This window comes from Prochlorococcus sp. G5PB11 (genome assembly GCF_059772425.1).
The window spans coordinates 208,287-233,151 of record NZ_CM186287.1; the positions used below are offsets into that span (position 1 = coordinate 208,287).

29 protein-coding genes and 1 tRNA gene are annotated in these 24,865 nt (G+C 33.6%); 11 read left to right on the forward strand and 19 right to left on the reverse strand.

Annotation, left to right across the window (positions count from 1 at the left end; translation table 11 throughout):
- Positions 1–17 precede the first annotated feature (17 nt).
- Complete coding sequence (hisA, locus tag AC6EI0_RS01060; RefSeq protein WP_498522686.1) at positions 18–788, reverse strand: 1-(5-phosphoribosyl)-5-[(5-phosphoribosylamino)methylideneamino]imidazole-4-carboxamide isomerase; 771 nt, start codon at positions 786–788, stop codon at positions 18–20.
- A 93-nt stretch (positions 789–881) separates the two neighbouring features.
- Between hisA and AC6EI0_RS01065 the strand changes: the two genes are divergently transcribed.
- Positions 882–1,799: an NAD-dependent epimerase/dehydratase family protein gene (locus tag AC6EI0_RS01065; protein ID WP_498522687.1), complete on the forward strand. Its 918-nt coding sequence runs from the start codon at positions 882–884 to the stop codon at positions 1,797–1,799.
- On the opposite strand, the gene pgsA is transcribed toward AC6EI0_RS01065, so the two are convergent.
- Positions 1,771–2,343: a CDP-diacylglycerol--glycerol-3-phosphate 3-phosphatidyltransferase gene (gene pgsA, locus AC6EI0_RS01070; RefSeq protein ID WP_498522688.1), complete on the reverse strand. Its 573-nt coding sequence runs from the start codon at positions 2,341–2,343 to the stop codon at positions 1,771–1,773. The genes AC6EI0_RS01065 and pgsA overlap by 29 nt on opposite strands.
- Positions 2,344–2,557: 214 nt before the next feature.
- Here pgsA and AC6EI0_RS01075 point away from each other — a divergent pair, with 214 nt between their 5' ends.
- The 4 genes from AC6EI0_RS01075 to AC6EI0_RS01090 all read left to right on the forward strand — a co-directional run bounded on the left by AC6EI0_RS01075 (position 2,558) and on the right by AC6EI0_RS01090 (position 4,211).
- On the forward strand, positions 2,558–2,746 hold the full coding sequence (locus tag AC6EI0_RS01075; RefSeq protein ID WP_498522689.1) for a PCC domain-containing protein: 189 nt from the start codon (positions 2,558–2,560) through the stop codon (positions 2,744–2,746).
- 54 nt (positions 2,747–2,800) lie between these two features.
- On the forward strand, positions 2,801–2,953 hold the full coding sequence (locus AC6EI0_RS01080) for a hypothetical protein (RefSeq protein ID WP_498522690.1): 153 nt from the start codon (positions 2,801–2,803) through the stop codon (positions 2,951–2,953).
- A 42-nt stretch (positions 2,954–2,995) separates the two neighbouring features.
- Positions 2,996–3,166: a hypothetical protein gene (locus AC6EI0_RS01085; RefSeq protein WP_498523481.1), complete on the forward strand. Its 171-nt coding sequence runs from the start codon at positions 2,996–2,998 to the stop codon at positions 3,164–3,166.
- A gap of 157 nt (positions 3,167–3,323) precedes the next feature.
- Positions 3,324–4,211, forward strand: a complete 888-nt coding sequence (locus AC6EI0_RS01090; protein ID WP_498522691.1) for a GNAT family N-acetyltransferase — start codon at positions 3,324–3,326, stop codon at positions 4,209–4,211.
- A gap of 9 nt (positions 4,212–4,220) precedes the next feature.
- Here the strand turns inward: AC6EI0_RS01090 and AC6EI0_RS01095 are convergent, their stop codons facing one another.
- The 3 genes from AC6EI0_RS01095 to nth form a co-directional block, all read right to left on the reverse strand.
- Positions 4,221–4,424, reverse strand: a complete 204-nt coding sequence (locus tag AC6EI0_RS01095) for a hypothetical protein (protein WP_498522692.1) — start codon at positions 4,422–4,424, stop codon at positions 4,221–4,223.
- Between the two features lie 21 nt (positions 4,425–4,445).
- Positions 4,446–5,114: an SDR family oxidoreductase gene (locus AC6EI0_RS01100; protein ID WP_498522693.1), complete on the reverse strand. Its 669-nt coding sequence runs from the start codon at positions 5,112–5,114 to the stop codon at positions 4,446–4,448.
- A 77-nt stretch (positions 5,115–5,191) separates the two neighbouring features.
- Positions 5,192–5,845, reverse strand: coding sequence for an endonuclease III (nth, locus tag AC6EI0_RS01105; RefSeq protein ID WP_498522694.1), 654 nt, complete (start codon positions 5,843–5,845; stop codon positions 5,192–5,194).
- A 192-nt stretch (positions 5,846–6,037) separates the two neighbouring features.
- On the opposite strand from nth, the gene AC6EI0_RS01110 reads away from it, so the two are divergent.
- Positions 6,038–7,096 (forward strand): ABC transporter ATP-binding protein, encoded by a 1,059-nt coding sequence (locus AC6EI0_RS01110; protein WP_498522695.1) that lies wholly within the window; start codon positions 6,038–6,040, stop codon positions 7,094–7,096.
- 167 nt (positions 7,097–7,263) lie between these two features.
- Positions 7,264–7,815, forward strand: coding sequence for a ferritin (locus tag AC6EI0_RS01115; RefSeq protein WP_498523482.1), 552 nt, complete (start codon positions 7,264–7,266; stop codon positions 7,813–7,815).
- Between the two features lie 312 nt (positions 7,816–8,127).
- On the opposite strand, the gene AC6EI0_RS01120 is transcribed toward AC6EI0_RS01115, so the two are convergent.
- Both AC6EI0_RS01120 and AC6EI0_RS01125 read right to left on the reverse strand, forming a co-directional pair.
- Positions 8,128–8,724, reverse strand: coding sequence for a Crp/Fnr family transcriptional regulator (locus AC6EI0_RS01120; RefSeq protein ID WP_498507122.1), 597 nt, complete (start codon positions 8,722–8,724; stop codon positions 8,128–8,130).
- A 274-nt stretch (positions 8,725–8,998) separates the two neighbouring features.
- Complete coding sequence (locus AC6EI0_RS01125; RefSeq protein WP_498522696.1) at positions 8,999–10,057, reverse strand: chlorophyll a/b binding light-harvesting protein; 1,059 nt, start codon at positions 10,055–10,057, stop codon at positions 8,999–9,001.
- A gap of 249 nt (positions 10,058–10,306) precedes the next feature.
- On the opposite strand from AC6EI0_RS01125, the gene AC6EI0_RS01130 reads away from it, so the two are divergent.
- Entirely contained in the window at positions 10,307–11,032 is a 726-nt protein-coding gene (locus AC6EI0_RS01130; RefSeq protein ID WP_498522697.1) for an AhpC/TSA family protein, read from the forward strand.
- Between the two features lie 222 nt (positions 11,033–11,254).
- Here AC6EI0_RS01130 and AC6EI0_RS01135 read toward each other — a convergent pair whose 3' ends face one another.
- The 8 genes from AC6EI0_RS01135 to AC6EI0_RS01170 form a co-directional block, all read right to left on the reverse strand.
- Positions 11,255–12,067, reverse strand: coding sequence for an ATP-binding cassette domain-containing protein (locus tag AC6EI0_RS01135; protein ID WP_498522698.1), 813 nt, complete (start codon positions 12,065–12,067; stop codon positions 11,255–11,257).
- Positions 12,068–12,101: 34 nt separating this feature from the next.
- A complete protein-coding gene (locus AC6EI0_RS01140) occupies positions 12,102–13,436 on the reverse strand; it encodes a Rieske 2Fe-2S domain-containing protein (protein ID WP_498522699.1) in 1,335 nt (444 codons plus the stop codon).
- Between the two features lie 192 nt (positions 13,437–13,628).
- On the reverse strand, positions 13,629–13,820 hold the full coding sequence (locus AC6EI0_RS01145) for a hypothetical protein (RefSeq protein ID WP_498522700.1): 192 nt from the start codon (positions 13,818–13,820) through the stop codon (positions 13,629–13,631).
- A gap of 896 nt (positions 13,821–14,716) precedes the next feature.
- A tRNA-Met gene (locus AC6EI0_RS01150) sits at positions 14,717–14,793 on the reverse strand.
- A 52-nt stretch (positions 14,794–14,845) separates the two neighbouring features.
- Entirely contained in the window at positions 14,846–15,766 is a 921-nt protein-coding gene (locus AC6EI0_RS01155; protein WP_498522701.1) for an asparaginase, read from the reverse strand.
- Positions 15,767–15,811: 45 nt separating this feature from the next.
- Entirely contained in the window at positions 15,812–16,312 is a 501-nt protein-coding gene (locus AC6EI0_RS01160) for a CGLD27 family protein (protein ID WP_498522702.1), read from the reverse strand.
- Positions 16,305–16,679: a ribosome silencing factor gene (rsfS, locus tag AC6EI0_RS01165; protein ID WP_498520810.1), complete on the reverse strand. Its 375-nt coding sequence runs from the start codon at positions 16,677–16,679 to the stop codon at positions 16,305–16,307. Before rsfS ends, AC6EI0_RS01160 begins: the two co-directional genes overlap by 8 nt.
- Positions 16,672–17,307: a DUF3318 domain-containing protein gene (locus tag AC6EI0_RS01170; protein ID WP_498507135.1), complete on the reverse strand. Its 636-nt coding sequence runs from the start codon at positions 17,305–17,307 to the stop codon at positions 16,672–16,674. Before AC6EI0_RS01170 ends, rsfS begins: the two co-directional genes overlap by 8 nt.
- Before the next feature lie 120 nt (positions 17,308–17,427).
- Between AC6EI0_RS01170 and carB the strand changes: the two genes are divergently transcribed.
- Both carB and acsF read left to right on the forward strand, forming a co-directional pair.
- The gene (gene carB / locus AC6EI0_RS01175) at positions 17,428–20,736 is read left to right on the forward strand and encodes a carbamoyl-phosphate synthase large subunit (protein ID WP_498522703.1); all 3,309 of its coding nucleotides are present in this window, start codon (positions 17,428–17,430) and stop codon (positions 20,734–20,736) included.
- Between the two features lie 224 nt (positions 20,737–20,960).
- The gene (gene acsF / locus AC6EI0_RS01180) at positions 20,961–22,067 is read left to right on the forward strand and encodes a magnesium-protoporphyrin IX monomethyl ester (oxidative) cyclase (RefSeq protein WP_498462611.1); all 1,107 of its coding nucleotides are present in this window, start codon (positions 20,961–20,963) and stop codon (positions 22,065–22,067) included.
- A gap of 15 nt (positions 22,068–22,082) precedes the next feature.
- Here the strand turns inward: acsF and AC6EI0_RS01185 are convergent, their stop codons facing one another.
- From AC6EI0_RS01185 to AC6EI0_RS01195, 3 genes are all read right to left on the reverse strand, one after another.
- The gene (locus AC6EI0_RS01185; RefSeq protein WP_498522704.1) at positions 22,083–22,469 is read right to left on the reverse strand and encodes a 2Fe-2S iron-sulfur cluster-binding protein; all 387 of its coding nucleotides are present in this window, start codon (positions 22,467–22,469) and stop codon (positions 22,083–22,085) included.
- Between the two features lie 8 nt (positions 22,470–22,477).
- Positions 22,478–22,813 (reverse strand): hypothetical protein, encoded by a 336-nt coding sequence (locus AC6EI0_RS01190; protein ID WP_498520814.1) that lies wholly within the window; start codon positions 22,811–22,813, stop codon positions 22,478–22,480.
- A gap of 192 nt (positions 22,814–23,005) precedes the next feature.
- Positions 23,006–23,224 carry a hypothetical protein gene (locus AC6EI0_RS01195; RefSeq protein WP_498522705.1) on the reverse strand — a complete coding sequence of 73 codons (219 nt, stop codon included), beginning with the start codon at positions 23,222–23,224 and terminating at the stop codon, positions 23,006–23,008.
- Between the two features lie 136 nt (positions 23,225–23,360).
- On the opposite strand from AC6EI0_RS01195, the gene AC6EI0_RS01200 reads away from it, so the two are divergent.
- On the forward strand, positions 23,361–24,218 hold the full coding sequence (locus AC6EI0_RS01200; protein WP_498522706.1) for an NAD(P)-dependent oxidoreductase: 858 nt from the start codon (positions 23,361–23,363) through the stop codon (positions 24,216–24,218).
- Between the two features lie 236 nt (positions 24,219–24,454).
- Here the strand turns inward: AC6EI0_RS01200 and AC6EI0_RS01205 are convergent, their stop codons facing one another.
- Positions 24,455–24,847, reverse strand: coding sequence for a DUF8680 family protein (locus AC6EI0_RS01205; RefSeq protein ID WP_498522707.1), 393 nt, complete (start codon positions 24,845–24,847; stop codon positions 24,455–24,457).
- Between the last annotated feature and the right edge of the window lie 18 nt (positions 24,848–24,865).

A 24,865-nucleotide genomic window follows, 5' to 3' on the forward strand; every position in this document is an offset into this window, starting at 1 on the left:
CAATCATTTTTTAAATGTTAGACAAGAAATTTATCTTTATCATTTAATGAATCTTGAATAAGAAGATTATTTAATGTTAGTAACGCCTCTTTTAAATCTATTGAGCCGTCATATAGTGCTCTGCCTACGATTATTCCTTCAATACCTTCATTCTCTAAATCTGCAAGGGAAATTAAATCAGCTATTGAACCTACCCCTCCTGAGGCAATTACTGGATTAATACTTGCCTCAGCTATTTCACTTAAGGCTTTTATATTTGGTCCTTCTAGAGTGCCATCTGTTGCAATATCGGTTGATATGATTGCGGCTAATTCAAGATCGTTAAGTTGTTTAGCTAAGTCTAGAGAAGATATTTCGCTTTGTTTTAGCCAACCTCGAGTGGCTACCATTCCCTCTTTAGCATCAATCCCTACTGCAACTTTTTTTGGATATTCTCTAGATAGATCTTTAACTAATTTCAGGTTCTCTATCGCAATTGTACCTAAAATAACTCTGTCTATTCCTATCCCAAATAATTCTTTTGCTCTATTAATGCTCCTGATACCACCACCAAGCTGAATGGGTATCGTAATGGATTTTTTTATTTCTTTTATTGTTCGATCATTTATGGGTTCACCAGTCCTGGCCCCATCAAGATCTACAAGATGTAGTCGTTTTGCTCCCTGGCTTTCCCAAGCCTGAGCTTGTCTTACTGGATCACTATTGAACTTAGTAACTTGATTGTAATTTCCTTGATTTAGCCGAACACATTTTCCATTCAGTAGATCTATTGCAGGTATGATTTCCATCAAGAATAAAATTATTACTATTCATCTAACATCATTTATGTAGCTCTGGGAGATTATCTATAGGCTTTAATATAATTTTTTTAATAATGTATCTTGAAAGTTCTTTTTTTCGGTGGAACTAGGTTTGTTGGAAAAGCTCTTGTCTCTAGCCTTCTATCAAAAGGACATGAGATATTTGTGTTTACTCGTGGAAATCTACCAGTACCAAAAAATATAAATCACGTAAAGGGGGACAGGTCAGATGATGAGGATTTAAAAAAACTATCTGGTCATTCTTTTGACCTTATTGTTGATAGTTCTGGACGCAAGTTGGAGGATACACAAAGATTTCTTAAATTTTCTGGCCTTCCTGGTTTTAGATTTATCTATATAAGTTCTGCAGGAGTATATGAGAACACACAATTCTTTCCTGTTAGTGAAGAGAGTTTAATAGATCTTGAAAGCCGTCATATAGGTAAAGCAAAAACAGAGCATTGGCTTAAGACTGAAGGTATTCCTTTTACGAGTTTTCGTCCAACATATATATATGGCCCGGGTAACTACAACCCTATTGAAAAATGGTTTTTTGATCGAATAACTAATGGCCGATCTATTCCTGTTCCTTTTGATGGTCAAACTATCACGCAATTAGGACATGTTTCTGATTTGGCCGAAGCTATTTCTAAATCTCTTGAGACTGATAAAGCGATTAATCAAATTTATAATTGTTCAGGAAGTAAGGCCGTAACTTTCAAAGGTTTAATTGAAACAGCAATTAAAGCTACCGGAAATAAAGTCGATGATTTTCATTTACGTTCTTTTGATCCTTCAAAACTTGATCCTAAGGCGAGAAAACTTTTTCCTCTAAGATTAACTAATTTCTTTACGGACACTTCTAAAATAAAAAAAGATTTATCCTGGGAGCCTAAATTCGATTTGTTAAATGGTTTAATTGATAGCTATAAGAATGATTATCTATTAGCTAATCATGAAAAAGTTGATTTTAGTTCTGATGAACTTCTTTTTGATTGACAACATACTTTATGGCAGAGCTTAAAGTAAGAAATAATGCTATCCAAAATGAAATATAACCAATTGTATTAATAATATATAGGACATAAACTGTACCCCAACTTTTTGGCCATAGTAATAGGATTATACTGGTAAATTGAAATGTGGTTTTATATTTACCTTGAATTGAGGCTGGAGCACCTGAGGTTTTATGGGAACGCCAACTAGTTATTAAAAGTTCTCTAGATATTATTAACCATATAGTCCATAATGGTACTAGATCCTCATGGACCAACCATATCATTGGTCCAATTAGAAGTATCTTGTCTGCTAGAGGATCTAACTTCGCACCAAAAACAGATTTGTGATCATATTTACGTGCAAAATAACCGTCAAGAAAATCAGTGAGACCCGCTATAAGAATTAGAAAAATAAAGATATAATTATTACCACTTTTAAGTGAAATAATTATTGGTAATCCTAGCAATATCCTAGAAATTGTCAGTCCATTTATGATTATGGGCCAAGTGATAAATCTTTTGGAATTAATAATTTTCTTGTTCATTCTATTTTGAATATTGGGAATTAGGTTTATTTAAAAATCTTTAAGTATAGCCTTCTTATAATCTATTATATTATACTAACTATCTATATAGTAAAGCCATGACTACATTTCTTATTTTCATGTTTTTTTTATCATTAGGAGCAATGGCATTTATCGTGAGAAAATTAGATCAAGGATAACTTAAATATTTTATAGTTCCCATAACATAAATATTATGGAACATTATTTTTTTAATTTTTCTAAAGGATTAGATATTTATAATTCATTAATTGAGTTGCATAGAAGACATAATCATACATTCTTTTTAATAAGCGCTGTTGGTGGTCCTTCAAAAGTTTCATTGAAATGTCCTTTAAATGATAAACCGGTAATTTTTGAAAAGAAGTTAGAGATAATAACTTAAGTGTTATCTAGGATCATCCAAGTCTCATCTTCATATAAGTGTATCTGATGAAAATTGGAGTGTATTTGGTGGGCACCTTCTCCCTGGAACAATTGTTCTGAATCTTTAGATGTCTTGATTGGAGGCATTTCTGATCTTAGCAAGACATCAATTAGTAGTTCAAAATATAATCATGCAAGAGTTGATACTTATGCCATTCCTGATTGACCATGGTCAAAGACAGCTCTTAAGCTTCTAGACTCTTTTAGTATAAAATTCAACTCTTATGTAATTACCAAAGAAGAACAATACAAAAATATTAGTAATAAAATATCTATTTCAATTTTCCCACCAATATTTATAGATAATCAGTTTATTGGTGGTTATTCTGAACTTTCAAATATGTCTGTAAGAGGCGATTTGTTCAAAATTATTTCTTAATATTTATTGTAATTCTTTATTCAATATTTTTTAATTATATTAAAGATTTTTTATTTATAGATATTATATATATTTCTAATTAGATGTTTTTTTGCTCATATTTATAGATTTATTATCTATTTACATTAGATTTTTAATTATTAGAAAAATATATTTTATGGGAGATCTTTTATCTATTAAACCTTTATGTAATTCAGATATTGATTTTGTTACTGAAATATCTAGAAAGGAGGGTTTTGCACCAGGAGTTGGTGATTTAGGTATTTATCAAAATACAGACAAACAGGGACTTTGGGTTGGTTGGTTGAATGGCAATCCTATTGGGTGCATTGCTGGTGTTCGATATAATCAAGATTATGGATTCCTTGGATTGTTTTTGGTAATTGAGAAGTATAGGGGTAGAGGTTTTGGTATCCAACTTTGGAAAAAGGCTTTAACTCATTTAAGTGATTTACCTTGTGTTGGTCTAGAGGCGGCTCCAGATAGAATTGCTGATTACAAAAAATGGGGCTTTACAATTTCCTCGAAAACAACAAGATGGCAATGGTTGGGTGACGGTAAATTACTTAAAGATAGTTATGGAAATGGTGATTTAGATCATTTTAGTTTTATTGAGGGTTCCTCAATTCCACAAGATGCCGTAGAGAAATTTGACGAAAAAAGAGAAACAACTCCTAGACCTCATTTTTTATCAAATTGGCTTAATCATCCAGCTGGAAAAGTAATAGCAGTTATTGATAAAGAAAAACAATGTCATGGTTTTGGTCGAATCAGACCATGTCTTTTGCAAAATGGAGATGGATGGAGAATTGGTCCTTTAATGGCTGATACTCCTGACCTTTTAAAAATTTTGTTGAAGAAATTAATAGAGAGTCATCCTGGTTTAGTAATTATCGATTCACCTGGCCTAAATAAGTCAGCTTCTGAAGTATTTGAAAAATTAGGTTTTAAATCAGAATCTGAAACTTTCAGGATGTATAGAGGTTCTCAACCTCCTGTTTCAATGAGCGATGTATATGGTTTGGCTTGTTTGGAGTTAGGTTAAGACTTTCTTTTATCCAATAGATTTTGATTTTCCTCTGTGAATTTGCTTCTCTTCATTCAATTGTGTTTCCAATTGATCAATAAGTGCCGTAACTAATGATTGGAATTCTGGTTGGCATCCTCTGAAAGCAGCTTTATGTCTTATTGATTCGTTCCTTGTTCTTAGATCAGTAAGCATTAGCTGCAACGCATCAATTTTAGCGTTGGTGTTCATGGTGAATTTAGGTTTTGATAGTTAAATATTAAACGTCTTTATTGCCTTACTCATATTTGTTTTGGGATTCTCTTCGCTACTAGTAATCTCTATGATTTTTTCTATTGAATCTTTTGTTTTTAAAGCTTCAATACATACTTTGGCAACTAGTCTTCTAGGAATCGAGCCTTCTTCTTGAGTTTTTTCACCAGAAAACAAAATGTTCTGATCTTTTATATTAGTTTCATTCTCATTCAAACCTCCAGGTCGTATAACAGTCCAATCTAGACCACTTTTTTGTAGAGATCTTTCACCTAATTTTTTCCATATAAGTATGAGACCAAATAAATTTAGAGGGTGTATTAATTTGCCGGCACAAAGTGAACTAACAAGAACAACCCGTCTTAACTTTTGCCTCTTGCAGCTTTCAATTTGTTTTTTGATATTTAAGTAATCTACTTTTGCTGGACCTGTTAAATCTATAGATGGCCTCGCACCTGTTGCGATAACAAGACTTTCACAACCTTGTAATGCATAATCAAGTGTTGTTCCATTAGTGTCAGATAAAACGTACCTTTCACAACCTTTTATTGATTCAGGTATTTCAGATTGAGATCTAACTATTAACCTCACCTCATATCCAGATGATATTGCTTCCTCTGCAACTCTAAAACCTGTTTTCCCTGAAGCTCCTGTTATGGCTAATTTCATTTGAATTGAATTTCTTTGATATGTTTCTAGCAAGAAATAGTCCTTTTTGTTGAGATAGTAAAATTAATAGATAATTATTAAGCCTTTGAACAAATAATTGGTTTTTTTCTATTTGGGTAAAGTTCCCTGCACAAGTTACAGATTTTACCGTTACATCCTCTCGCTGAGCAATATTCTCTTCCGTAAAAAATAATTTGTAAATGTAACTTATTCCAAAGATTCTTTGGAAATAATTTTTTAAGATCCAGTTCCGTTTGGATAACATTTTTACCTGAGGTTAATCCCCAGCGCTGAGATAATCTGTGTATGTGTGTATCGACAGGAAATGATGGGACATTAAAGACTTGAGACATAACAACACTAGCTGTCTTATGACCAACACCAGGTAGTGATTCAAGTTCCTGAAATGAATTTGGAACTTTATTATCGAAGTTTTCATAAATAATCTTTGATAAGTTATAAGTATTTTTTGCTTTGGTTTTTGCAAGACCTAGTTGTTTTATATAATTATATATTTTCTGTTCACCTAATTTATACATTTCTTCAGCAGAGCTGGCAACCTTGAAAAGATCTTTAGTTAATTCATTGACTTTCTTGTCGGTTGATTGTGCACTTAATACAACTGCTACGAGTAGTGTGAAACCATTTCGATGATGCAAGGGTATAGGTGTTTCAGGATATAATTCTTCAAGTCTCTTAATTATTATTTTTACCCTTTCATCTTTTCTCATGGCAGTATTAATAAAATTGTGTTTTAAAGTAAACTAATTAAAAACCTTTGAATCGAAGTCGCAGACCTTGATAAGGGAAAATGAGTATCATTCTATACCTACCCCTGTATTTTTTGTTCAATGTTTTTTCCTTTTGTGGTCAGTTTGTTTTTAATTGTTTTCTTATGAATAGAATAGACAAAAATAGTTTTGGTGAATACTGAATTAGAAATTCAAAATTTATGGCATGAGTTTAAACCTAATAAAAATGATAATTGGGTTTTAAAAGATATTAATTTATCTCTAAGACCTGGAGAATTGATTGGATTGTTAGGTCCTTCGGGCTGTGGAAAAACTACCCTTCTTAGATTGATAGCAGGTTTTGATAAGCCTAGACGCGGTTCAATAAAAAAAAATGGGCAAACAATCTCAAATGACCATTATGTCCTTTCTCCTGAGAGAAGACAAATAGGTATGGTTTTTCAAGACTATGCGCTTTTCCCTCATTTGAATGTTTGGGATAATGTTTGCTTTGGCATTAACAAGAAAGAACAATCTATTAATAGGGCCAACTGGCTATTAAATTTATTGGATATTTATGAGTTTAAAAAAAGATATCCACACGAACTCTCTGGTGGGCAGAGTCAAAGAGTTGCGTTGGCTCGTGCCCTAGCCCCTGGCAGCTCGTTGGTTTTGTTGGATGAACCTTTTTGTTCTTTAGATGTTGAAGTTAGATCTAGATTGAGGTCAGAACTATCTTCTGTTTTAAAATCTTGCTCAGCATCTGCGATTTTAGTAACTCATGACCCACATGAAGCATTGGCTATTTGTGATCGTGTTGCTGTATTAAGAGCTGGTGAAGTTCAACAATACGCAACACCCTTTGAGATGGTTTCAAGCCCATCAAATGATTTTGTAGCACAGTTTGTATTGCAAAAAAATATCTTGCCAATTCGATACTTTGATGATTCCTATTCTACATGTATTGGTAAATTGAATTTTCCTTCAGATACATCGATCTCATTAAAGTCAGTTTGTATGTTCGATCAAAATTCTATCAGAATTAAAGCTTGTATCAATGGTGTTTTTACTGTTATTTCAAGAGAATATCGTATCAACTGTTTTGTCTATACTGTAATTAGTAATGGTCTAAAGTTAAGGTCGGAAATGAGTTTGGATGTATATTTATCTATTGGAGATAAATGCAAAGTTGAAACAATTCATGAAAAAAAGTTTTTAATTCTTCCAGAAAATATTAAATCTAATTTCTAAATAGATTTAATATTCGGATGATTACATTCGAAATTTTTTCGCAATTGAGATTCATTATCAAATAAAAAAATTAAGTTTTAGCTTAGTGACAACAAAATGATACAAAAGGAGCTATCATTTATTCAGGCAAAATTACTTTTTTGTTGCCTGACTTTGCTTTTTTTGTGATGCAAACAGCTACATCCAGTTCAGTAGGTCTTCGCTTGGGTCCTTCCGGTCGTGCCATTGCGCAGCCGATGGATGTTGATCTTCTTGAGGCTCTGTGTCAACACACCTCTCTTGAAAGGGTCTCAAGTGCACAATATCTTGCTATGTCCCTTTGGTTACTTGAGAGAGAACTTAGAGGGTTTGCTTCATTTTTTAAAAGAGAGTCTCTATCTGAGCAAGAGCATGGATTTAACTTCGCTAAATATATGATTGCTCGTGGTCAAACTGTTGAACTTGAAGAAGTGACTAAACCAATACAAGAATGGAAAACTGTTGAAGAATTAGTAACTTTGTCTTTCCAAATGGAGGCTGACGTAACAACCTCTGTTCAACAACTTTATTCTTTAGCAGAGAGATCTAATGATACTCGTACAACTGTATTCCTTGACCCTGTAATCGACGAACAAATTAAATCAGAAGATGAAATGGCTTATTTGCTAGGTAAAGTCAAATTTTCTAATAATGATCCTTCTGCATTGTTCATTATTGATAATGAATTAAATGTAAAATAAATCAAATAAAACCTATGCTCTGATTTTATATTTGTTGAATCAAATTTGACCTTTTTGTTATTTCTAACAAAAATTGAAAAGATAAATCATTTGAATTATTTTTGAACATGTTTTCAGAAATTTTTAAAATTTTTAATCTATTTTTGTTCAACTTCTCAAGTTCCAAAATTAACCTTCTTGAGAGAATTTGGTTGTGACAAGTTTTTAGAGAGTTGTTTATATTCTTTGATCTACTTCTTATATACTCTATCTCTTTGCAAAGTGATAGAACAATAGATTCAGAATAAGAGTATAAATATTGATTCATTATATCTAAGCAGTTAAAGGTGCTGTCTCAATAAACTCTGGCGAAAGACTTAGTGTTGGATCACCTGATGGCGCTTTTAGTAATTCAGCAGTTCTCAGTCTTGAGATTAAACGAGTAGAAGTGACTCTGGTAGATCCAATTAATTCTCCAATTCTTTCATGTGTAAGCCTGAAAGGTAATTTGCACCAATCTCCACATCTTCTTCCTAGTCGATTAACTAGTAAAGCAAACAAGGCTTGAAGTCTTTGTTCAGCATTACCTAAGTGTCTAATTCTGAGTAGTTGCAGAGTCCACTCATTAACTGGATCATAACCTCCTGATTCTGCCGATGTTTCAGCGTCACTGATAAAGCAAAGAGGGGTTAAAGCTTCCACGCATACTCCTTCACTGCATAAACGGTCAGTTCTTAATTGGTCACCTGACTGCAAGAAAGCCAGAGTCATTCCTTCTGTCTCTTCGCAAGGACAGTAAACACGAGCTATACCGTCTATAACTTCTAGGCATGTATCTCCTCTTCTTGAGGATGGGTCTATAAGAACCGATTGACCGGTAGCCATCCTAACCGCTGATGAAGGTGGCTCTGAGTAGCTTCTAAAGCTCATTGAATTTTTAAAGGAGCTTGAATTAACTACTAACTTACACAGGAAAAGATGCTTTTTGCAACCGATTCTCAATAGCAACAAGCTCTTGCGAGTTTTTGTGGCTGCATGTATAAAAAGTCACATCAAAACGAAGTTTATTTTTCGCTTTTTTTGTTTTGAGTTAGACAATTGTGACATAAGTGTGATGAGGCTTGTATTTATTTCTACTACCAGATTGCATAAAAAAAAAGACCCGCTTGCGGGTCTTTTTTCATTAATGAAATCAAATTAATGATTAACCATTAGTGATTTTAGCGTTTTCCATATTGTCGAACGCTTTACCAACACGTCTGAAGTCAAATCCCATAGCTCTTAATGCATGCCAGAGATGTCCCTGTATGAAGAAGAAGCCAAGATAGAAGTGAACGTTTGCTAACCAAGCTCTTGCTGTATGAGCCCCAGTCGCAAGTGATGAGTCGGTATCAATAAAATAAGGAGCGAAGTCAAACTTGAGTTGAAGTACGTCTCCAAAGAATTCTGGTGAATAAACAGTTGTGTTTGTTGAACTCCAGAAAGCTGCAACAAGTGCACAGTAGCCAACACCAGCTAGTGAGTAGGAAAGAACAGCTTCTGCTGAAAGAAGTCCTTTACCTTTGAATTCTGTGTACTCACCGAATTGCTTAGTAATGATATGGAATGTACCACCAATCATTAGGAAGAATGCTAGGAAAGCATGGCCGCCCATAACATCTTCCAAACTAGTGATTTGAAGGAAATCTGCTTGGTGATTCCAAACCATTCCTAGATCTAGGTTGTATACAACTTTACGTGTAACACCTTGAGCACTATCCCAAATCCCATGATATTGAGCCCATTCAACGAATTGAATGTTTGCCAAACCTAGGAAAAGAAGGTGGTGACCAAGAATAAATGTAAGTTTGTCTGGATCGTCCCACTCGAAGTCAAACTTTTTAGGACGACTACCTTCAGGATAATTTCCTAAATCACCGTCATATCTTGTTGAGTGAAGAATTCCACCAGCACCAAGAACACCAGAGAAAATTAGGTGAAGTACGGCAATAACCGTGCAACCATAAGGCTCAGTTATTACTCCGTTTTCGATTCCACCTATTCCAAGTTGTGCAAGGTGAGGCAAGCAGATCAAGTTTTGATTACCCATCGCGATGGATGAGTCATAACGAGCTAGCTCAAATAAAGTGAACGCACCTGCCCAGAACATCATCAAACCAGCATGGGCAGCATGCGCAGCGATGAATTTTCCGGAGCGATTGGCCGTCCCTGAATTACCCGCGTACCAGTCATAGGTAACGCTAGGATTCCCGTAGGTCTGCACGAGAAATAAACAAAGAACAGTAAGAGGATATATTTATAGGTCTTTAAGTTCCATATCCCTTCACATTGCTTATTGAAATTGTAGGTTTTGTACATATTTCAAGAACATCTGCTACTTAATATGATCTTCGTGTTATGGACCGATTTTGTATGCAAAGTGCCTATAGTCACTATGATTTTTGTCTATAGTGAAGATAAAATTTCTTGTTTCACGTTCAAACTTTGTTATTTTGAAAACAAAGACAAATCTATGAATTACAAAAATATCATCGAAGAGTTTCTTGGAAGTGAAAATATATTTCTCGATAAAAGAAAAACCCTAATAGTTGTACTGGGCTCTTTTGCTGATTTTGACAGTTTTGAATATGCGCAACAATTATCTGGTCAAGTAAAAAGACTGACTGAGAACTCAGTTGATTTAATGTTGGTGGGTATTGGTAGTGAAAATTCTAAAGAGTTTTTTTGTAGGTACAATAATATAAATATTGAAAATGTTGTTGCCTTAAGGAATGCTGACCTTCATAAAAAACTTAATCTCAATGTTGGATTTGTCTCGCCACTTCCATCAATAATTAATTTATTGATCATGTGTGCTGGTATAAATTCCAGAGGTACAATTAAGGAAGTTTTAAGAGGATACTTGGGGGATAGAAATTCTAAGAGCTTATTTGACTATGATGAGGATATAAAAATAGGACCTTTTTCTTTATTAAAAGGTGATATGTTTAATATTTTTTCTAAAAAACAAAATTTACGTCCTTTTGAGCTTGCTACAAGGAGACTTATGAATATGATTGAAATTCTTTCCAACTGGAAAATATATGTTCCTGAACCATCTTTTTTAACACAGAGAGGGGCGACAATACTTTTCAATGAAGAAGATGAGGTCTTATATAAATTTATTGCTGAAAGTTTATTAGGTTACTCAAGTAATATGACTAAACCATTATTATTTTTAGAAGAAAATTTGATTTAATTCAACTCTAATGATTTCAAATAAATGTTTGGTTTGTGGAAGCTATAATTTGAGAGCTGACCGTGCTTTGTCAGGAAGATTAGTATGTAATTCATGTGGAACCCCCTTTGGCGTTAGAAGATCAGGGTATAATCAAATAAATAACTTTAGTATTTCTTTGATTAAAAATAAATATTTTTTCTTTATTTGCATATTAATTATATCTTTTATTCTGGTTATAATTTAGTTTCCTAGAGGAATACCTCTCCAGTATCCGTTTTGTTTTACTATATTTATTGATATTTCAAAAAGATCACTAATTACTTTTGAATTTATTATGTTATTTGGGTCACCTTCTTTGATGATCTTTCCTTTTTTTATTAGAATCACTCTATTAGTTTTAGGTAGAATTGATTCTAAGTTATGAGTCACGTAAATTATATTTACTGAGGCTTCGATTAATTTATTTAAGTTTTTATTTAATATGAGATTTGACTTTATATCCAAATTACAAAATGGCTCATCTAGCACTAATATACTTGGTTCATAAACAAGAGCTCTAGCAAGTAAAGCTCTTCTTTTCTGTCCATCAGATAATGTATTGAAATCATTGTTAATAATATTATCTAGTTCCCATTCATTTATTAAATTTTTAATTTTATTTCTTTCTATTTTTGTAAGAAATTTAGAATACCTAGAATTAAATGTGCCAGAAAATCCTGATGCGATTAAATCATAAAGTTTTACTCCATTATTTACCCTTTGCTCCATTTCTTTGAAGAGAAATCCAATTTTTTTTCTTACATCCCAAATATTTATGTTTTCCTTGCTAAAAAGTTTTAACGAGCTATTTTTTTTAGAAATTGGATATATGGATCTATTTAATAACTTTAAAAAAGTTGATTTACCGGATCCATTTGGGCCTAAGATTAGTGTATTTTCACTATAGTTTAAATTAATACTTATATTCGATAGTATTTCTTTTTGATCAATATATACAGTTATATTTTTAAAACTAGCCCAGGCTAGCAGATCTTTCTGAGAATCAAATCTCATTTATATAGTTATTTAAAGTTATCATTGAGCTTAATTAAATGAATAACAGAATAAAACTTATTGGGAATAATAAACGAGTTAAAAGCTTGATATTTATTTTTCTATTATTCTTTATAGCCATATTAGGATTTTCTGGTGGATATAGCATGCCTCTGTCTTCATGAACTGAATTAGTTAATGAGTTAGTTGGATGTAAATCCCAAGGTTTTTCTTTATTTAATGCATTTTGAAGCCAATCCCAATAATATTGAACCATTTTATCTTCACCTAATAACTTAACATTATCTTTTTGTATATAACCCATCTGTTCATTAAAAGTTTGGGTTTTCAAGACTAAATAATCTTCAGTAAAAATCTTATAAAATGTCTTTCTTTGAAGATGACTAAATAAAACTAGGTTTGTGAAAAGTTTATTTTTAAGGAACTTTCTATAATGTCTTACAATGACTCTTGCTTTATTGTTTCCAAGTGGAATATGATCAAGAACTTGAATATATCTTGTGCTTTCTGGCGATCCCTTATATATAAAAATTCTGCCAGGTGGCACAAACTTTATTCTTATAAACTCTTCCTGCCCATTTGTTTTATATGAATATATACTCTCTATCTGTCTATTATCTCGTTTAATCTTTTGATTAAAGCTAGTTATAGTATCTCTATTTACATTTTTGTCGGGGATAGTGTCTCCGTGCATCCAGAATACATGTAATATATCTAAGTGATTCTCAATAATTCTTGCCCAATCCGCTTTGAAATCTACATATACTTCTTCATACTCATATTCTAAAGAAGGAAATCCATAAGAATCAGGAAGCAGGCTATTGATAGAAGACTTTATTTCAAAGTCTTCTATGTTTGCAAGAGGTTTACCATTATAATAAATATAGATATAACCTTCTTTTTCTACACATGGATACTGGAAAAGCTTTATGCTTTTTGCGTAATTATCATAATTAGAGTCAATAATATGCTGACAAGTTATTCTATCTAAATTTGTACAACTCCCTTGAGAGGAGAACCTGGCACCATGATAAGGACAAACAAGCTGACCGTTTATAACTTCACCTCCTAAAAAAGATGCACCTCTATGTGGGCATACATCTTTTACGCATCTAACAATGCCTTCTCTATCACGATACAAAACAAGTGGTTCATTATAAATCGTGAAGTGATTTAATTTTTCATCTTTTACTGACTCGCTGCTAGATACTGAATACCACCCTAAAAGTCCATTGGTTAATTGATTGGAAGGCTTTTGAGAAATATTCTCAAGATTTTTTACGCTTTCTTTCTCAGTCAAACTAGATCTAATGAGATTATTCTTCTCATATTCAAATGTTTTATTAATTTTTCTTTTTTCTTCTTTCATAACTGAGTGATCTTCTAGTGAGATGAAAATTGTCCCATTAAAAGAGTATTCTCCTTATGTGCTTAAAGACTCAAAAAAAATAGCACCTAATGCCTTCGAGTATCGATTAAATTTACATAAAAAAACTTGAACGTATTTTCAACGTTCAATCATGTACGGTTGGGTGTTTTCTGTTTTATAAAAATCTATTGCTCAAAGGGTTTTGGGAGAAAGCTCTATGCTTGATACAAATTCAGATGCTTCTTCAATATCATTGCAGAATTTACATGTGCCAAGGTAGCAACCTAGATATCTCATAAAAGAAGTTTTTCCGCCAGAAAGTTGATATTTATGAATAGTGCCTCCCTGCGGGGTGGCTTTTACAAGTTGAGGTAAAGTAGCCATAAAATTTTCACACTTTCTCATAATTTGCTTTTGAAATTCCTCTAGAGCAATAGGTAGTTGTACCAAGAAAAAGGAAAACAGATTATTCTTTATATTTTTTTTGTTTTTGCCTGTTTGTCGGGACTAATCGGCGTAACCGTCATCGTCTTCTGTATTGATAATTCTAGGGGTGTTTTTCATATGTTCATCCCACGGATGAACATATGAATCTTTGTCAGAGTAGACCTCACTTTTCAACTCTTCTAGTAAGGTCTCGAGCTGTTTGATGATTCTCTTTAGATTATCTTTTTTCATAAATATAGATTGGTTTAGACTTTTTTATATTATAGTAAGTACTTTTTCTGATTGATTGGTTAACTTTATTTATAAATTTATCAAAAATAAATAATTGTATAATTCCTGTTATTGAATATATATCATTCATAGTTTATTAAGAAGAATGATTTTTGATGCTAAAATAGAAAAATAAAAAATTTTATTTTAATAATCTATAGAATAAATATTAGAATGATTTTTGTAATCTTGCCTTGTTTTAATTTTAAGAAATCAGAGTATCTCTTTATAAATATTTAATAAAAATTTTTAGAATTTTTTAATTAGATATTATTTTCACCCTCGACTTGTATTTCTATCCAATAAAAAGAGAAGTCATAACCCTTTGCTTCACTAAATGAATCCACCTTTTATATTGTTTTAGTAATCCAATATTTTATTAAATTTATTAATTTTAATTCTCCTGTTTATTATTTTCTTACTTCCCTTTCTTGAGACAAAAGGGACACAATTTTCCCGAATTTAACCAGGTTTATCCAGTTTTACTATGTCTGATTAGCTTTATTTTTTCAAAGATCATATTATGGCACTAAAAAAGCCCAGTCGCAGACTGGGCTTATAAATGGTGGCGGGGGGAAGATTTGAACTTCCGACCTTCGGGTTATGAGCCCGACGAGCTACCAGACTGCTCTACCCCGCGTAGCTTTTAAAGCATACATCTTTATGCGACTAAAAAGATCGATTTGTTTGAGTTAAGGGATCTTTAATGTTCCTTCAACTTCGAAATAGATTCCAGGTTTTTTTTGGAGAGTGATCTCATCAAGTTCCTCTATCGCTGATGGGGTGATCCATTCAAGCTGACGAAGGAGATGGATGGCTACTGCATGCTTTGCTCTTTTCGATCCATCTTCTACCTTTATTGAGAGTCCAATTCCTTCGCCCAATAGGCCTATACATTGAATACCTTCACTTCCTCCTTTGCTTATTATTTGCTTATGACCTCTTTTTATTAATTCAGAATCAAAATACCCTTCACCCGCTACTAGGTCTGGGTGCTGAGTCATTGCGCGTGTTATTTTTTCAAATTCTGGCTGGTCTGATCTGGATAAATGTGCGTATAAAATAGCCATCTGTGATAAACGCAAAAGTAATGTTGGCGCTCCACAATCATCTCTTTCCGCAATTAATTCCTCAGCAGGTATTTTCAATAAATCTGAAACTCTTCTGAATATTTCTTTCTGAAGGGGATGATGTCCCATTAAATAGCTATCTAGATCCCAGTTCATTTTCTTGCAAGTTGCCAGAAATGCCGAATGTTTCCCTGAACAGTTGTGTTGAAGCCTGCTTTTTTTATCTTGAGGGATGGGGCATTTGAGTTCTTCTATGTCTATGTCAGCATTCCATAAGAGTTTGAAAGCTGTTCTAGCTTGACTAGCAGAACCACAATGTGAACCACATGCGAGAGCCAAGGTTCTATTGTCTAAATTGAATTTTTCTGAAGTTCCACTCGTAAGAAATGGCAGTGCCTGGAAAGGTTTCAATGCTGACCTTATAAAAGTTTCATATTCACTCGAACCTGCTTTCATTAATGTCCTGCCTTTCGTATCACAAATTGAGGCGTGAGCTCTATGAATTGATTCAACGCTTGAACCTCTTTTAACGAGGACTTTCATAGAATTTAAGTTGTTACTTTCTAATTTTCTTTGTATATTCATGTGTTAATTCATTTCTAAAACTATAAATAAGAATGAAAATAAAGTAATTGAAAAGAGTAGTATTATTATTATTATTTCTAGATGGTTTAGGATAGGTTTAACTTGGTGCTGAGCTATAAGTAAATCCTTCGATCTCCACTCTATTGGTTTCTCCCAAATTTGACCATCATACCAACCAGATTCTTCATATTCTATGGTTTCAGAATTTAGTCTGTTATATATATATACCCAACTCAACCATTGCCTAATTAATAATAATATAGGGACAAGAAGAGAGGCAGTGAAACTTACAAAAGTAAGGTCAAAAATATTATTTTTCAGGTAATCGCTTCCATACGATATTGTAAAGCTAATTGGTGTAATTAATAACCAACTTAGTACTAGTTTTCTGTAGAAAATACTTCTTTTTAAAAAAGGCCAGGAGATTATCCAAGAATTTCTAATACTATTAAATTCATTTAATGGCCTTTGATTTGAAGGAACAGGACATATTATATTATCCATCTTTTAATACGATCAATTGATTATTAGTAAAACCATGAAAGATTCCATTGCTCCAAAATGATTCTAAATCATAGAATTTTCTTTCATAAGGTTGAAAAACATTAATTATCAGATCTCCGTAATCTAATAATGCCCATTTTGCTTCATTAATTCCTTCCTTTCTGAGAGGGAGTAGATCTGCTTCTTCTTTTAAAGTCTTTTCCACATTGTTAACTATTGCCCTTACTTGAACGTCGGAAAGACCTTCTGTAATTAATATCCAATCGGCAATACTAGAAACTTGATCAACCTTTAAAAGTTTTATATCCCCAGCTTTTCTATCATCGCAAGCTCCTGCAGCTAGTTCAATTAACCTACTATTATCCATAAACATTTTCACTTGTAACTGATTTTTTAGAACCTTCTTGAGATGCCATTTCTGCTCTTGCTCTTTCAGCACTTTTCCTCAAGGCTTCTAATCTGTCTTCGTAAAATGTTCTCTTTTTTTTCTTTCTAGATTTTTCTACTAAATCTTTTAATGCACCACCTAGACTTTTATAAGCATTTGGAACGCTATATCCGAATCGACAAGCTAAATCAATAGCTCTCTCATCAGCTGCGATTGCGTCTTGTAAACGTTTCTCTGAATTGTTTTTTAAATATAATCTATAGCCCGCAAACCCTGACAATCCAAGAGCCATTAGTAGAAGCAGTCCATCTTGCACCCATAATTCTCCAATTGCACCACCTAAACCTATTGCGAGAGCTGCCATTTCCCAACCGTCTCTAGGGATGGTGTCATTCTGAATGCGTCCCACCTCATGCCAAAACAATAAATTTCTATGATCTTGAGCTAAGTAATCCCATTGCTCGAGATCAACTTGAATTTCCACTTCATCTCGCCCAATTTCTTCGAGCGTGATTAAGGGAGGATCTATTGCTGCCGCGGCTTCAATAAATACCCAGCTTTGGTTTTCTGGTGGCAGCAGCCCTTTTAGGCGCTGTAGTTCGCTCATACTCTTTGTTTCTTGTTCGGATAGTTAGTTAAACTTTAGTGGTAGTTTGCCGATCTAGTCAGTAGATGATAAACAGATACCTAGAATGTGTGACATAAATGAAGTTTACAAGAAATTCAAATGCCACGGCGTAAAGATATACGTCGGATTTTGATACTAGGCTCTGGACCTATTGTTATTGGTCAGGCCTGTGAATTCGATTATTCCGGTACCCAGGCATGTAAAGCCCTTAGAAGCGATGGCTTTGAAGTCATTTTAGTTAATTCAAATCCAGCTTCAATAATGACCGACCCTGAAACGGCAAATAGGACATATGTAGAACCTCTCACAGCTTCAGTTGTTGAACAAATCATAGAAAAAGAACGACCTGATGCCCTTTTGCCCACTATGGGAGGCCAAACTGCATTGAATATTTCAGTTGAATTAGCAGAGTCTGGAATTTTAGATAAGTACAACATTGAATTAATTGGTGCAGATCTAAATGCAATTAAGAAAGCGGAAGATAGGAATTTATTTAAAATAGCGATGAATAATATTGGGGTTAACGTATGCCCATCTGGCATTGCTTCTGATCTTCAAGAAGCTGAAATAGTAGGAAATAAAATTTCTTCATTTCCCAAAATTATCAGACCTGCTTTCACATTAGGCGGAAGTGGAGGAGGTATTGCTTATAACCAGGATGAATTTTTAGAATTATGCAAAACAGGTTTAGATGCTAGCCCTGTTTCTCAAATACTTATTGAAAAATCTCTTTTAGGTTGGAAAGAATTTGAACTGGAAGTTATGAGAGATTTATCAGATAATGTTGTGATTATATGCAGTATTGAGAATGTTGATCCTATGGGAGTTCATACTGGAGATTCTATTACAGTAGCCCCTGCTCAAACTCTAACAGACAGAGAATATCAACGTTTACGAGATTATTCAATCTCAATAATTAGAGAAATTGGTGTTGCTACTGGTGGAAGCAATATCCAATTTGCAATCAATCCAATTGATGGTGAGATTATAGTAATTGAAATGAACCCTCGTGTTAGCAGATCTTCTGCTTTAGCAAGTAAAGCTACAGGTTTTCCAATAGCAAAAATTGCTGCTCTTTTGGCCGTTGGTTATAGATTAGATGAGATTATTAATGATATTACTGGTAAAACCCCCGCATGTTTTGAACCTTCAATTGATTATGTGGTTACTAAAATTCCTCGTTTTGCATTCGAAAAATTCTCAGGAAGTTCCTCAATACTTACTACCTCTATGAAGTCAGTTGGAGAGACTATGGCAATAGGAAGATGTTTTGAAGAATCTTTTCAAAAGGCAATAAGATCTCTGGAGACTGGGTTTAGTGGTTGGGGGTGTGATCGTGATGATGAAAAGCTTTCATCTGTTGACTTAGAAAGACAATTAAGGACCCCTTCTCCTGAAAGAATAATGTATGTACGATTAGCTATGAAGAGCGGTCGTAGTGATAATGATATATTTTCTTTCTCTAAAATAGATCCTTGGTTTTTGTCAAAATTGAGGAATATAGTAAATGCAGAGGAAAAATTACTTAATTATAAAAATATTAACGATTTAGAGCCTAATTTCTTATTCAAGCTTAAACAAATTGGTTTCTCTGATCGTCAGATTGCATTTGCTCTAAATACTGATGAACTATCAATTAGATCTATAAGAACTTCTCTTAAAATACTACCTGTTTATAAAACAGTAGACACATGCGCCTCTGAATTTTCCTCAAAAACACCATATCATTATTCTACATATGAAAGACCAGTTCGCACCATTGATAAAGATGGAAATATAATCAAAAATCTTAATCTAAGTGAAATTAAAAAAGATTATAAAAATAAAATTTTAATTCTCGGTGGAGGACCAAATCGTATTGGTCAAGGCATTGAATTTGATTATTGTTGTTGCCATGCTTCTTATCAAGCTCAAGAGGAAGAATGTACAACAATAATGATAAATAGTAACCCTGAAACGGTCTCAACTGATTATGATACAAGCGACATACTTTATTTTGAGCCTTTAACTCTAGAAGATGTTCTGAATGTTATTGAATTTGAGGAACCCTATGGGATAATTGTTCAATTTGGAGGGCAAACCCCTTTAAAACTTTCTTTACCAATAGTCAATTGGTTGAAGAAACCCGAAAACACAAAGTTAAGAACCAAAGTATTAGGAACATCCCCGTTTTCAATTGACTTGGCTGAAGATAGAGAGCAATTTGATAAGGTTTTGAGAAGGTTAAATATTAGGCAACCTAAGAATGGAATCGCTAGAACTTTCGAAGAATCTTTGGATGTCGCTAATAAAGTTGGCTATCCCTTAGTCGTTAGGCCCTCATATGTTCTAGGTGGTAGAGCTATGGAAATTGTTTATGAGCAAGATGAGTTGGAAAGATACATCAAGGAAGCAGTAAACGTTGAACCTGAGCATCCAATCCTTATTGATCAATATTTAGAGAATGCCATTGAGGTCGATGTTGATGCTTTATGTGATGTCAGCAAAGATGTTGTGATTGGAGGATTGATGGAGCACATTGAGCCTGCTGGTATTCATTCTGGCGATTCAGCCTGCTGCCTCCCCTCTATAACGCTATCTAGTGACTCAATTAAAACAATCAAGCGTTGGACAAAATCTTTAGCTATTGAGCTAGATGTCGTAGGTCTAATTAATCTTCAATTTGCTGTTAAAAGAAATGATGAAGGTAATGAGATTGTTTACATTATTGAGGCTAATCCAAGGGCTTCAAGAACTGTTCCTTTCGTTTCTAAAGCTACTGGAATCCCTCTTGCAAAAATAGCTACTCAGCTGCTTTTGGGTAAAAACCTCAAGGATATTGGTTTAAATCAAGAACCCATCCCACCTCTTCAATCAATAAAAGAGGCGGTTATGCCTTTTAGACGTTTTCCTGGCTCAGACAGTCTTTTAGGACCAGAAATGCGTTCAACAGGTGAGGTGATGGGATCTGCAAATACTTTTGGAATGGCCTATGCAAAATCAGAACTCGCTGCCGGTGAGGGATTACCTACTTCTGGTTTTGTTTTCTTATCTACTCATGATCGAGACAAACCAGCATTGATTCCCGTAGCAAAAAAATTAATTGAATTAGGTTTTTCAGTTTTTGCAACATCTGGCACTTCCAAGTATCTCGAGAAATTTGATTTAAAGGTTGAAAGGGTTCTTAAGGTTCATGAAGGAAGACCAAATATCGAAGATATGATTCGATCTGGAAAGGTTCAGTTGGTAATAAATACTCCGATTGGTCGTCAAGCTATTTATGATGATAAATATATTAGGAAAGCAGCTCTTGACTATTCAGTCCCAACTTTGACGACCTTAAAAGGAGCTAGTGCTGCAGTGAAGGGAATTGAGGCATTGCAGAATCAAGTCTTATCCGTTTCAGCCTTACAAGATATTCATTCCTAAGCGATATTTCGCTTGAAATGTTATTTAATTAAAGGTAATATTTCTATTCTAAATATTATTGAATCGGCTGATTTTTTTCTGTAAATCCTTAAATAGTAGTTTTGTATTTGTTTTCTTAGTTCCTTTTTTTTGTCGTTTTACGCAAAGCTCTATTACTACCTCATTAAAAATTCACCTTTTTTTCTAATTAAGACATACAATTATCTTCTTGCTTGATAATTTGAATGACCGCTACAGCTTCTTCTTCCCCAAAACTAAGAGTTGATACACGCGGAACTAACGAGTTGCCGCCACATTTAGATGAAAACCTTTTAACACCCCGTTTTTATGTAACCGAATTTAAGAAAGCTGCCAAGACAGAATTAACCGATGCTCGTGAAGAGTTTGAAGCGATGCTTTCGGAGATGAAGGCTGATTATAATTGCACTCATTTCGATAGAAAAGCAAGTTTAGATAGGCTGCAAGAATTACCGCAGAAGTCAAAAGAGGTCTATGAAAGTTATTTAGTTAGATCTGTTATATCTGAGTTTTCAGGTTTCTTACTTTTTAAGGAAATTTCTAATCGTTTAAAGAAGGAAGGAAATAGAGATCTAGGAAAACTATTTCAGTTTTTAGCCAGAGATGAAGCTAGGCATGCAGGATTTCTCAGTAGAGCTCTTGTCGCTGAGGGGATTGAGGTTGATCTACCTCATTTAGGTGGGAAAAGAGCAGCAACTTGGTTCCCAATAAGTTGGGTTATTTATTCTGTATACCTGTCAGAAAAAATTGGTTATTGGAGATATATCTTGATGGATAGGCACCTTAAAGCTAATCCAGGTGAAGCCTTTGCTCCTTTGTTTGACTTCTTCGAACCATGGTGTCAAGACGAGAACAGACATGGAGACTGTTTTACTGTAATGATGAGATGTTGGCCTGGAATTACTAAAGGTTGGAGAGGTAAGTTGTTAAGTCGTTTTTTCCTTTGGAGTGTATTTTTAACTCATACTTTGACAGTTTGTGAGAGAGGAGAATTTTATGAATTATTGGGCATTGAGCCTAAAGAATTTGATGAGGAAGTTATCAAAAGAACAAATCACACCTCTAAAAATGCTTTCCCTTGGGTATTTAATCTTGAAGACGAAAAGTTTTGGGACTTGAGAAACAAAATTATTGAATCTTTTAGGGCATTTGTGTCGACAAAAGGTTTAACAAAGCCAGTTAAGTTCGTAAAATTCGTATCTTTAATTTTCAGGCAATTTGCATTGCCGATGGAAAAAACTAATGCATTGAGATACGACAAGGATGTTAATTTTACTGGTGGTGATATTTTGAATTTCTGGACTGATAAATAAGATTTTTTGAGGAATTTAAATATCAAAGGGATTTCCTGCTTGTGTATCCAATCCTTTGAAGTATTTCCCAAATTGAGCGTTATAAACTTCGTCTTCTTCTTGCGTTTCGCATTCCAATGGACCTATTGCTTTGGAAACGCATAATAATCCAAATCCCTGCTTTCGCAGCTCTTTTGACAAGCCAATGCAAGCTTGTTGATCCATTTTACCTGAAATTATTTTAACTGCGCATTCTGAGCAACAACCGTTTCGGCATGAGAATGGGAGTTTATCACCGATTATTTGACCATTTTCATCTTTTGATTCGAAATTTCTCAAAATATATTCTCCTTCTGGAACCTCAAAGGTATATGTTTTACCTTCTTGCTTATGGTGAATTGTTATTTTGTGAACTGGTTTCATAAAAATATTTACTCTTGTGTCGATATGTCTTTTATTTCTGGTGGTTCAGGTGGCAAGCTTGCATGTTCCCAAAGCTCTTCAGTATTAAGTGTTTTTGTGAACTTCTCTCCACCAAAACGAAGCTTTAGCCAAGCTATTGTTGATGATTCTTCTGCAACAACAGCCTCATATCCCTCTTTGTCTGAGATATTAAATTTAACAACCAATGATGAATTTAAAAACCACATAGGATAATCAGATCCTTTGCGATCCCTTCTCTCATGAAAAGATTCTCTTAGTTGTCCATTACCCTGCAATTGCCCCTCTGGTGCAAGTAGTACGTTTAGGGCTTTTGTCTCTGACATTAATTAAGGATCAGAAAAAGTTTGATCTTAGGTTATGTATTTCCTAGGACCTTAATTAAATAACTCTAGTAAAATGACTTACATTGATGCAAATGGTTTGATAGATCTTCACAAGATTTCTTTGTTTCCTTTAATTAGCTTTCAAATTATTTAAAAGAAGTAAATATAGCTCCTTAATTGATAATTAATTATTTAAGCCTCTTTTTTAGGTGCCTCAGCCTTCGTTTTAAGAGCTTCAGCTTCAGCTGCTTTTTTTGCTTCTTCAAAATCAATTCTGTTTTGTAGTTGCCCTGAAGCTCTCATCCAATCATTTACGCTAGCTTCCTTCCCAGCGGCTTCACATTCCTCTTGATACTTCAAGAATGGATACCAATGGTGAGTTGCATTCTTGGAATCTGTAAAATTAGTCAATTTCTTAAGTATTCAATGAATTGATTATCGCATCATATTTTCTTAATTTGGCATCATATTAATTTTTTATAGTAATAGCTCAAACCTTTGTCGTAATTATTACTCTTAGTTCGTTTTATAGGAAAATTTGATTTTGATGAAACTAGCTTTTATTGGTCTTGGATCTATTGGGAAGCCCATGTCAAAGCGCCTGATTGATAACGGCTATGATTTGAATTTATATCAGAGAAAAAAAATTAATAATGAAGATGAAATAAAATATTTTATTGATCCTGTAGAAGCTGTTATTGACTGTGATGGCCTTTTGATTTGCGTTACAGATGACGAGGCAGTTGAATCTATTCTATTTGGCGATAATGGTGTATCAGGATCATTAAAGCCTAATTCATTTGTTATCGATTTCTCTACAATAAGTCCTAATAAATCTATCTCAGTACATAAAAGATTAGCTCAAAAAAATATTTTTTATGTTGACTGCCCTGTTTCTGGTGGTACAGAGGGAGCTTCTGAAGGTTCATTGTCTTTGTTTATTGGTGCAAGTAAAGAAGAATGTTTATCTTTTGAACATATATTTCAAGTGCTAGGTAAATCAATAAATTATTTTAATGGCGTTGGTAAAGGTCAACAAGTCAAAGCTCTTAATCAGATACTTGTTGCAGGAACATATGCAGCAGTTGCTGAGGCAATGGAATTAGGCAAATTGCTTGAATTGCCAATGGATGATGTAATTGATGCTTTAAAAGTTGGAGCAGCTAATTCCTGGCCATTAGAAAACCGATCAAAAGCAATGTTGATTAATAAACATCCCTTGGGATTTAAATTAGAGCTGCATAATAAAGATTTATCTATTGCTATTGATCTAGCTAAATCTATAAAAATTGATCTACCAATTGCATCTAGAGTGAAAGAAATGGAGCAAAAGCTAATTCAAATCGGTCTAGGTGAACTTGATGTTTCTGTTCTTCATAGATACATCTCATTAATAAAAAAATAAGAGAAGAATAACTGTGATAGATAGACTTTGATTACTTATTTATTTACAATCTTAGTTAAGCATGTTATAGTAAAAGTGATTATTGAAATGTTAGAGCTAGGTTATGAACCTGGAAAAGCAGCACGCAAAACTAATAAAGTTGCAAACTAGAGCTGAGTCTTGCTTGTCTCGTGATGAAGCTAGGAAGATCATTCGTAAGGCTGAAAAAGCTCAATCAAAAATCTCTGGATAATTGCTTAATTTATTAAGTCATCAAATATTATCCCTTCATGTTTTTTGTATTTAATACTCCAAAGATTTGAGGATATTGATTTTAATTTGTCTATTAAAGTATCTGTATTCCCTGTGTTAATCCAATCTGATTTGATTAAAGGGAGGTTATTTTGCATACTTTCAAAACAAATTGATGCTAATAATAAGCCTGTTTCACCATTTGAGATTTTTAAATTACCTTCATTAGTTCTTTTAAATAACCTAAGCAATAAATCAAGTAGTATCTTTTCAGCTTCTTTTGTTGGAGGTTGATTTTCAGAATCTACTCCAATAAAAGTTTTTCCACCAATAGGCATTAACCTTTTATTATTTTGTTCAGCAAGAGCAATTGCTATTAAATATTTTTGTTCTTCCATTTAGTTTTAAAACCTATA

What these genes read in the sequence shown, in the direction of transcription:
- AC6EI0_RS01100 (WP_498522693.1), bottom strand. Translation starts at nt 5,114, where the DNA reads ATGAAATTAGCCATAACAGGAGCTTCAGGGAAAACAGGTTTTAGAGTT.
- hisA (WP_498522686.1), bottom strand. Translation starts at nt 788, where the DNA reads ATGGAAATCATACCTGCAATAGATCTACTGAATGGAAAATGTGTTCGG.
- AC6EI0_RS01205 (WP_498522707.1), bottom strand. Translation starts at nt 24,847, where the DNA reads ATGGAAGAACAAAAATATTTAATAGCAATTGCTCTTGCTGAACAAAAT.
- rsfS (WP_498520810.1), bottom strand. Translation starts at nt 16,679, where the DNA reads ATGGATAATAGTAGGTTAATTGAACTAGCTGCAGGAGCTTGCGATGAT.
- AC6EI0_RS01120 (WP_498507122.1), bottom strand. Translation starts at nt 8,724, where the DNA reads ATGAGCTTTAGAAGCTACTCAGAGCCACCTTCATCAGCGGTTAGGATG.
- AC6EI0_RS01135 (WP_498522698.1), bottom strand. Translation starts at nt 12,067, where the DNA reads ATGAGATTTGATTCTCAGAAAGATCTGCTAGCCTGGGCTAGTTTTAAA.
- AC6EI0_RS01130 (WP_498522697.1), top strand. Translation starts at nt 10,307, where the DNA reads ATGAATTACAAAAATATCATCGAAGAGTTTCTTGGAAGTGAAAATATA.
- AC6EI0_RS01160 (WP_498522702.1), bottom strand. Translation starts at nt 16,312, where the DNA reads ATGGATAATATAATATGTCCTGTTCCTTCAAATCAAAGGCCATTAAAT.
- pgsA (WP_498522688.1), bottom strand. Translation starts at nt 2,343, where the DNA reads ATGAACAAGAAAATTATTAATTCCAAAAGATTTATCACTTGGCCCATA.
- AC6EI0_RS01115 (WP_498523482.1), top strand. Translation starts at nt 7,264, where the DNA reads ATGCAAACAGCTACATCCAGTTCAGTAGGTCTTCGCTTGGGTCCTTCC.
- carB (WP_498522703.1), top strand. Translation starts at nt 17,428, where the DNA reads ATGCCACGGCGTAAAGATATACGTCGGATTTTGATACTAGGCTCTGGA.
- AC6EI0_RS01145 (WP_498522700.1), bottom strand. Translation starts at nt 13,820, where the DNA reads ATGGCTACTTTACCTCAACTTGTAAAAGCCACCCCGCAGGGAGGCACT.
- AC6EI0_RS01200 (WP_498522706.1), top strand. Translation starts at nt 23,361, where the DNA reads ATGAAACTAGCTTTTATTGGTCTTGGATCTATTGGGAAGCCCATGTCA.
- acsF (WP_498462611.1), top strand. Translation starts at nt 20,961, where the DNA reads ATGACCGCTACAGCTTCTTCTTCCCCAAAACTAAGAGTTGATACACGC.
- AC6EI0_RS01090 (WP_498522691.1), top strand. Translation starts at nt 3,324, where the DNA reads ATGGGAGATCTTTTATCTATTAAACCTTTATGTAATTCAGATATTGAT.
- AC6EI0_RS01140 (WP_498522699.1), bottom strand. Translation starts at nt 13,436, where the DNA reads ATGAAAGAAGAAAAAAGAAAAATTAATAAAACATTTGAATATGAGAAG.
- AC6EI0_RS01095 (WP_498522692.1), bottom strand. Translation starts at nt 4,424, where the DNA reads ATGAACACCAACGCTAAAATTGATGCGTTGCAGCTAATGCTTACTGAT.
- AC6EI0_RS01155 (WP_498522701.1), bottom strand. Translation starts at nt 15,766, where the DNA reads ATGAAAGTCCTCGTTAAAAGAGGTTCAAGCGTTGAATCAATTCATAGA.
- AC6EI0_RS01185 (WP_498522704.1), bottom strand. Translation starts at nt 22,469, where the DNA reads ATGAAACCAGTTCACAAAATAACAATTCACCATAAGCAAGAAGGTAAA.
- AC6EI0_RS01170 (WP_498507135.1), bottom strand. Translation starts at nt 17,307, where the DNA reads ATGAGCGAACTACAGCGCCTAAAAGGGCTGCTGCCACCAGAAAACCAA.
- AC6EI0_RS01075 (WP_498522689.1), top strand. Translation starts at nt 2,558, where the DNA reads ATGGAACATTATTTTTTTAATTTTTCTAAAGGATTAGATATTTATAAT.
- nth (WP_498522694.1), bottom strand. Translation starts at nt 5,845, where the DNA reads ATGAGAAAAGATGAAAGGGTAAAAATAATAATTAAGAGACTTGAAGAA.
- AC6EI0_RS01190 (WP_498520814.1), bottom strand. Translation starts at nt 22,813, where the DNA reads ATGTCAGAGACAAAAGCCCTAAACGTACTACTTGCACCAGAGGGGCAA.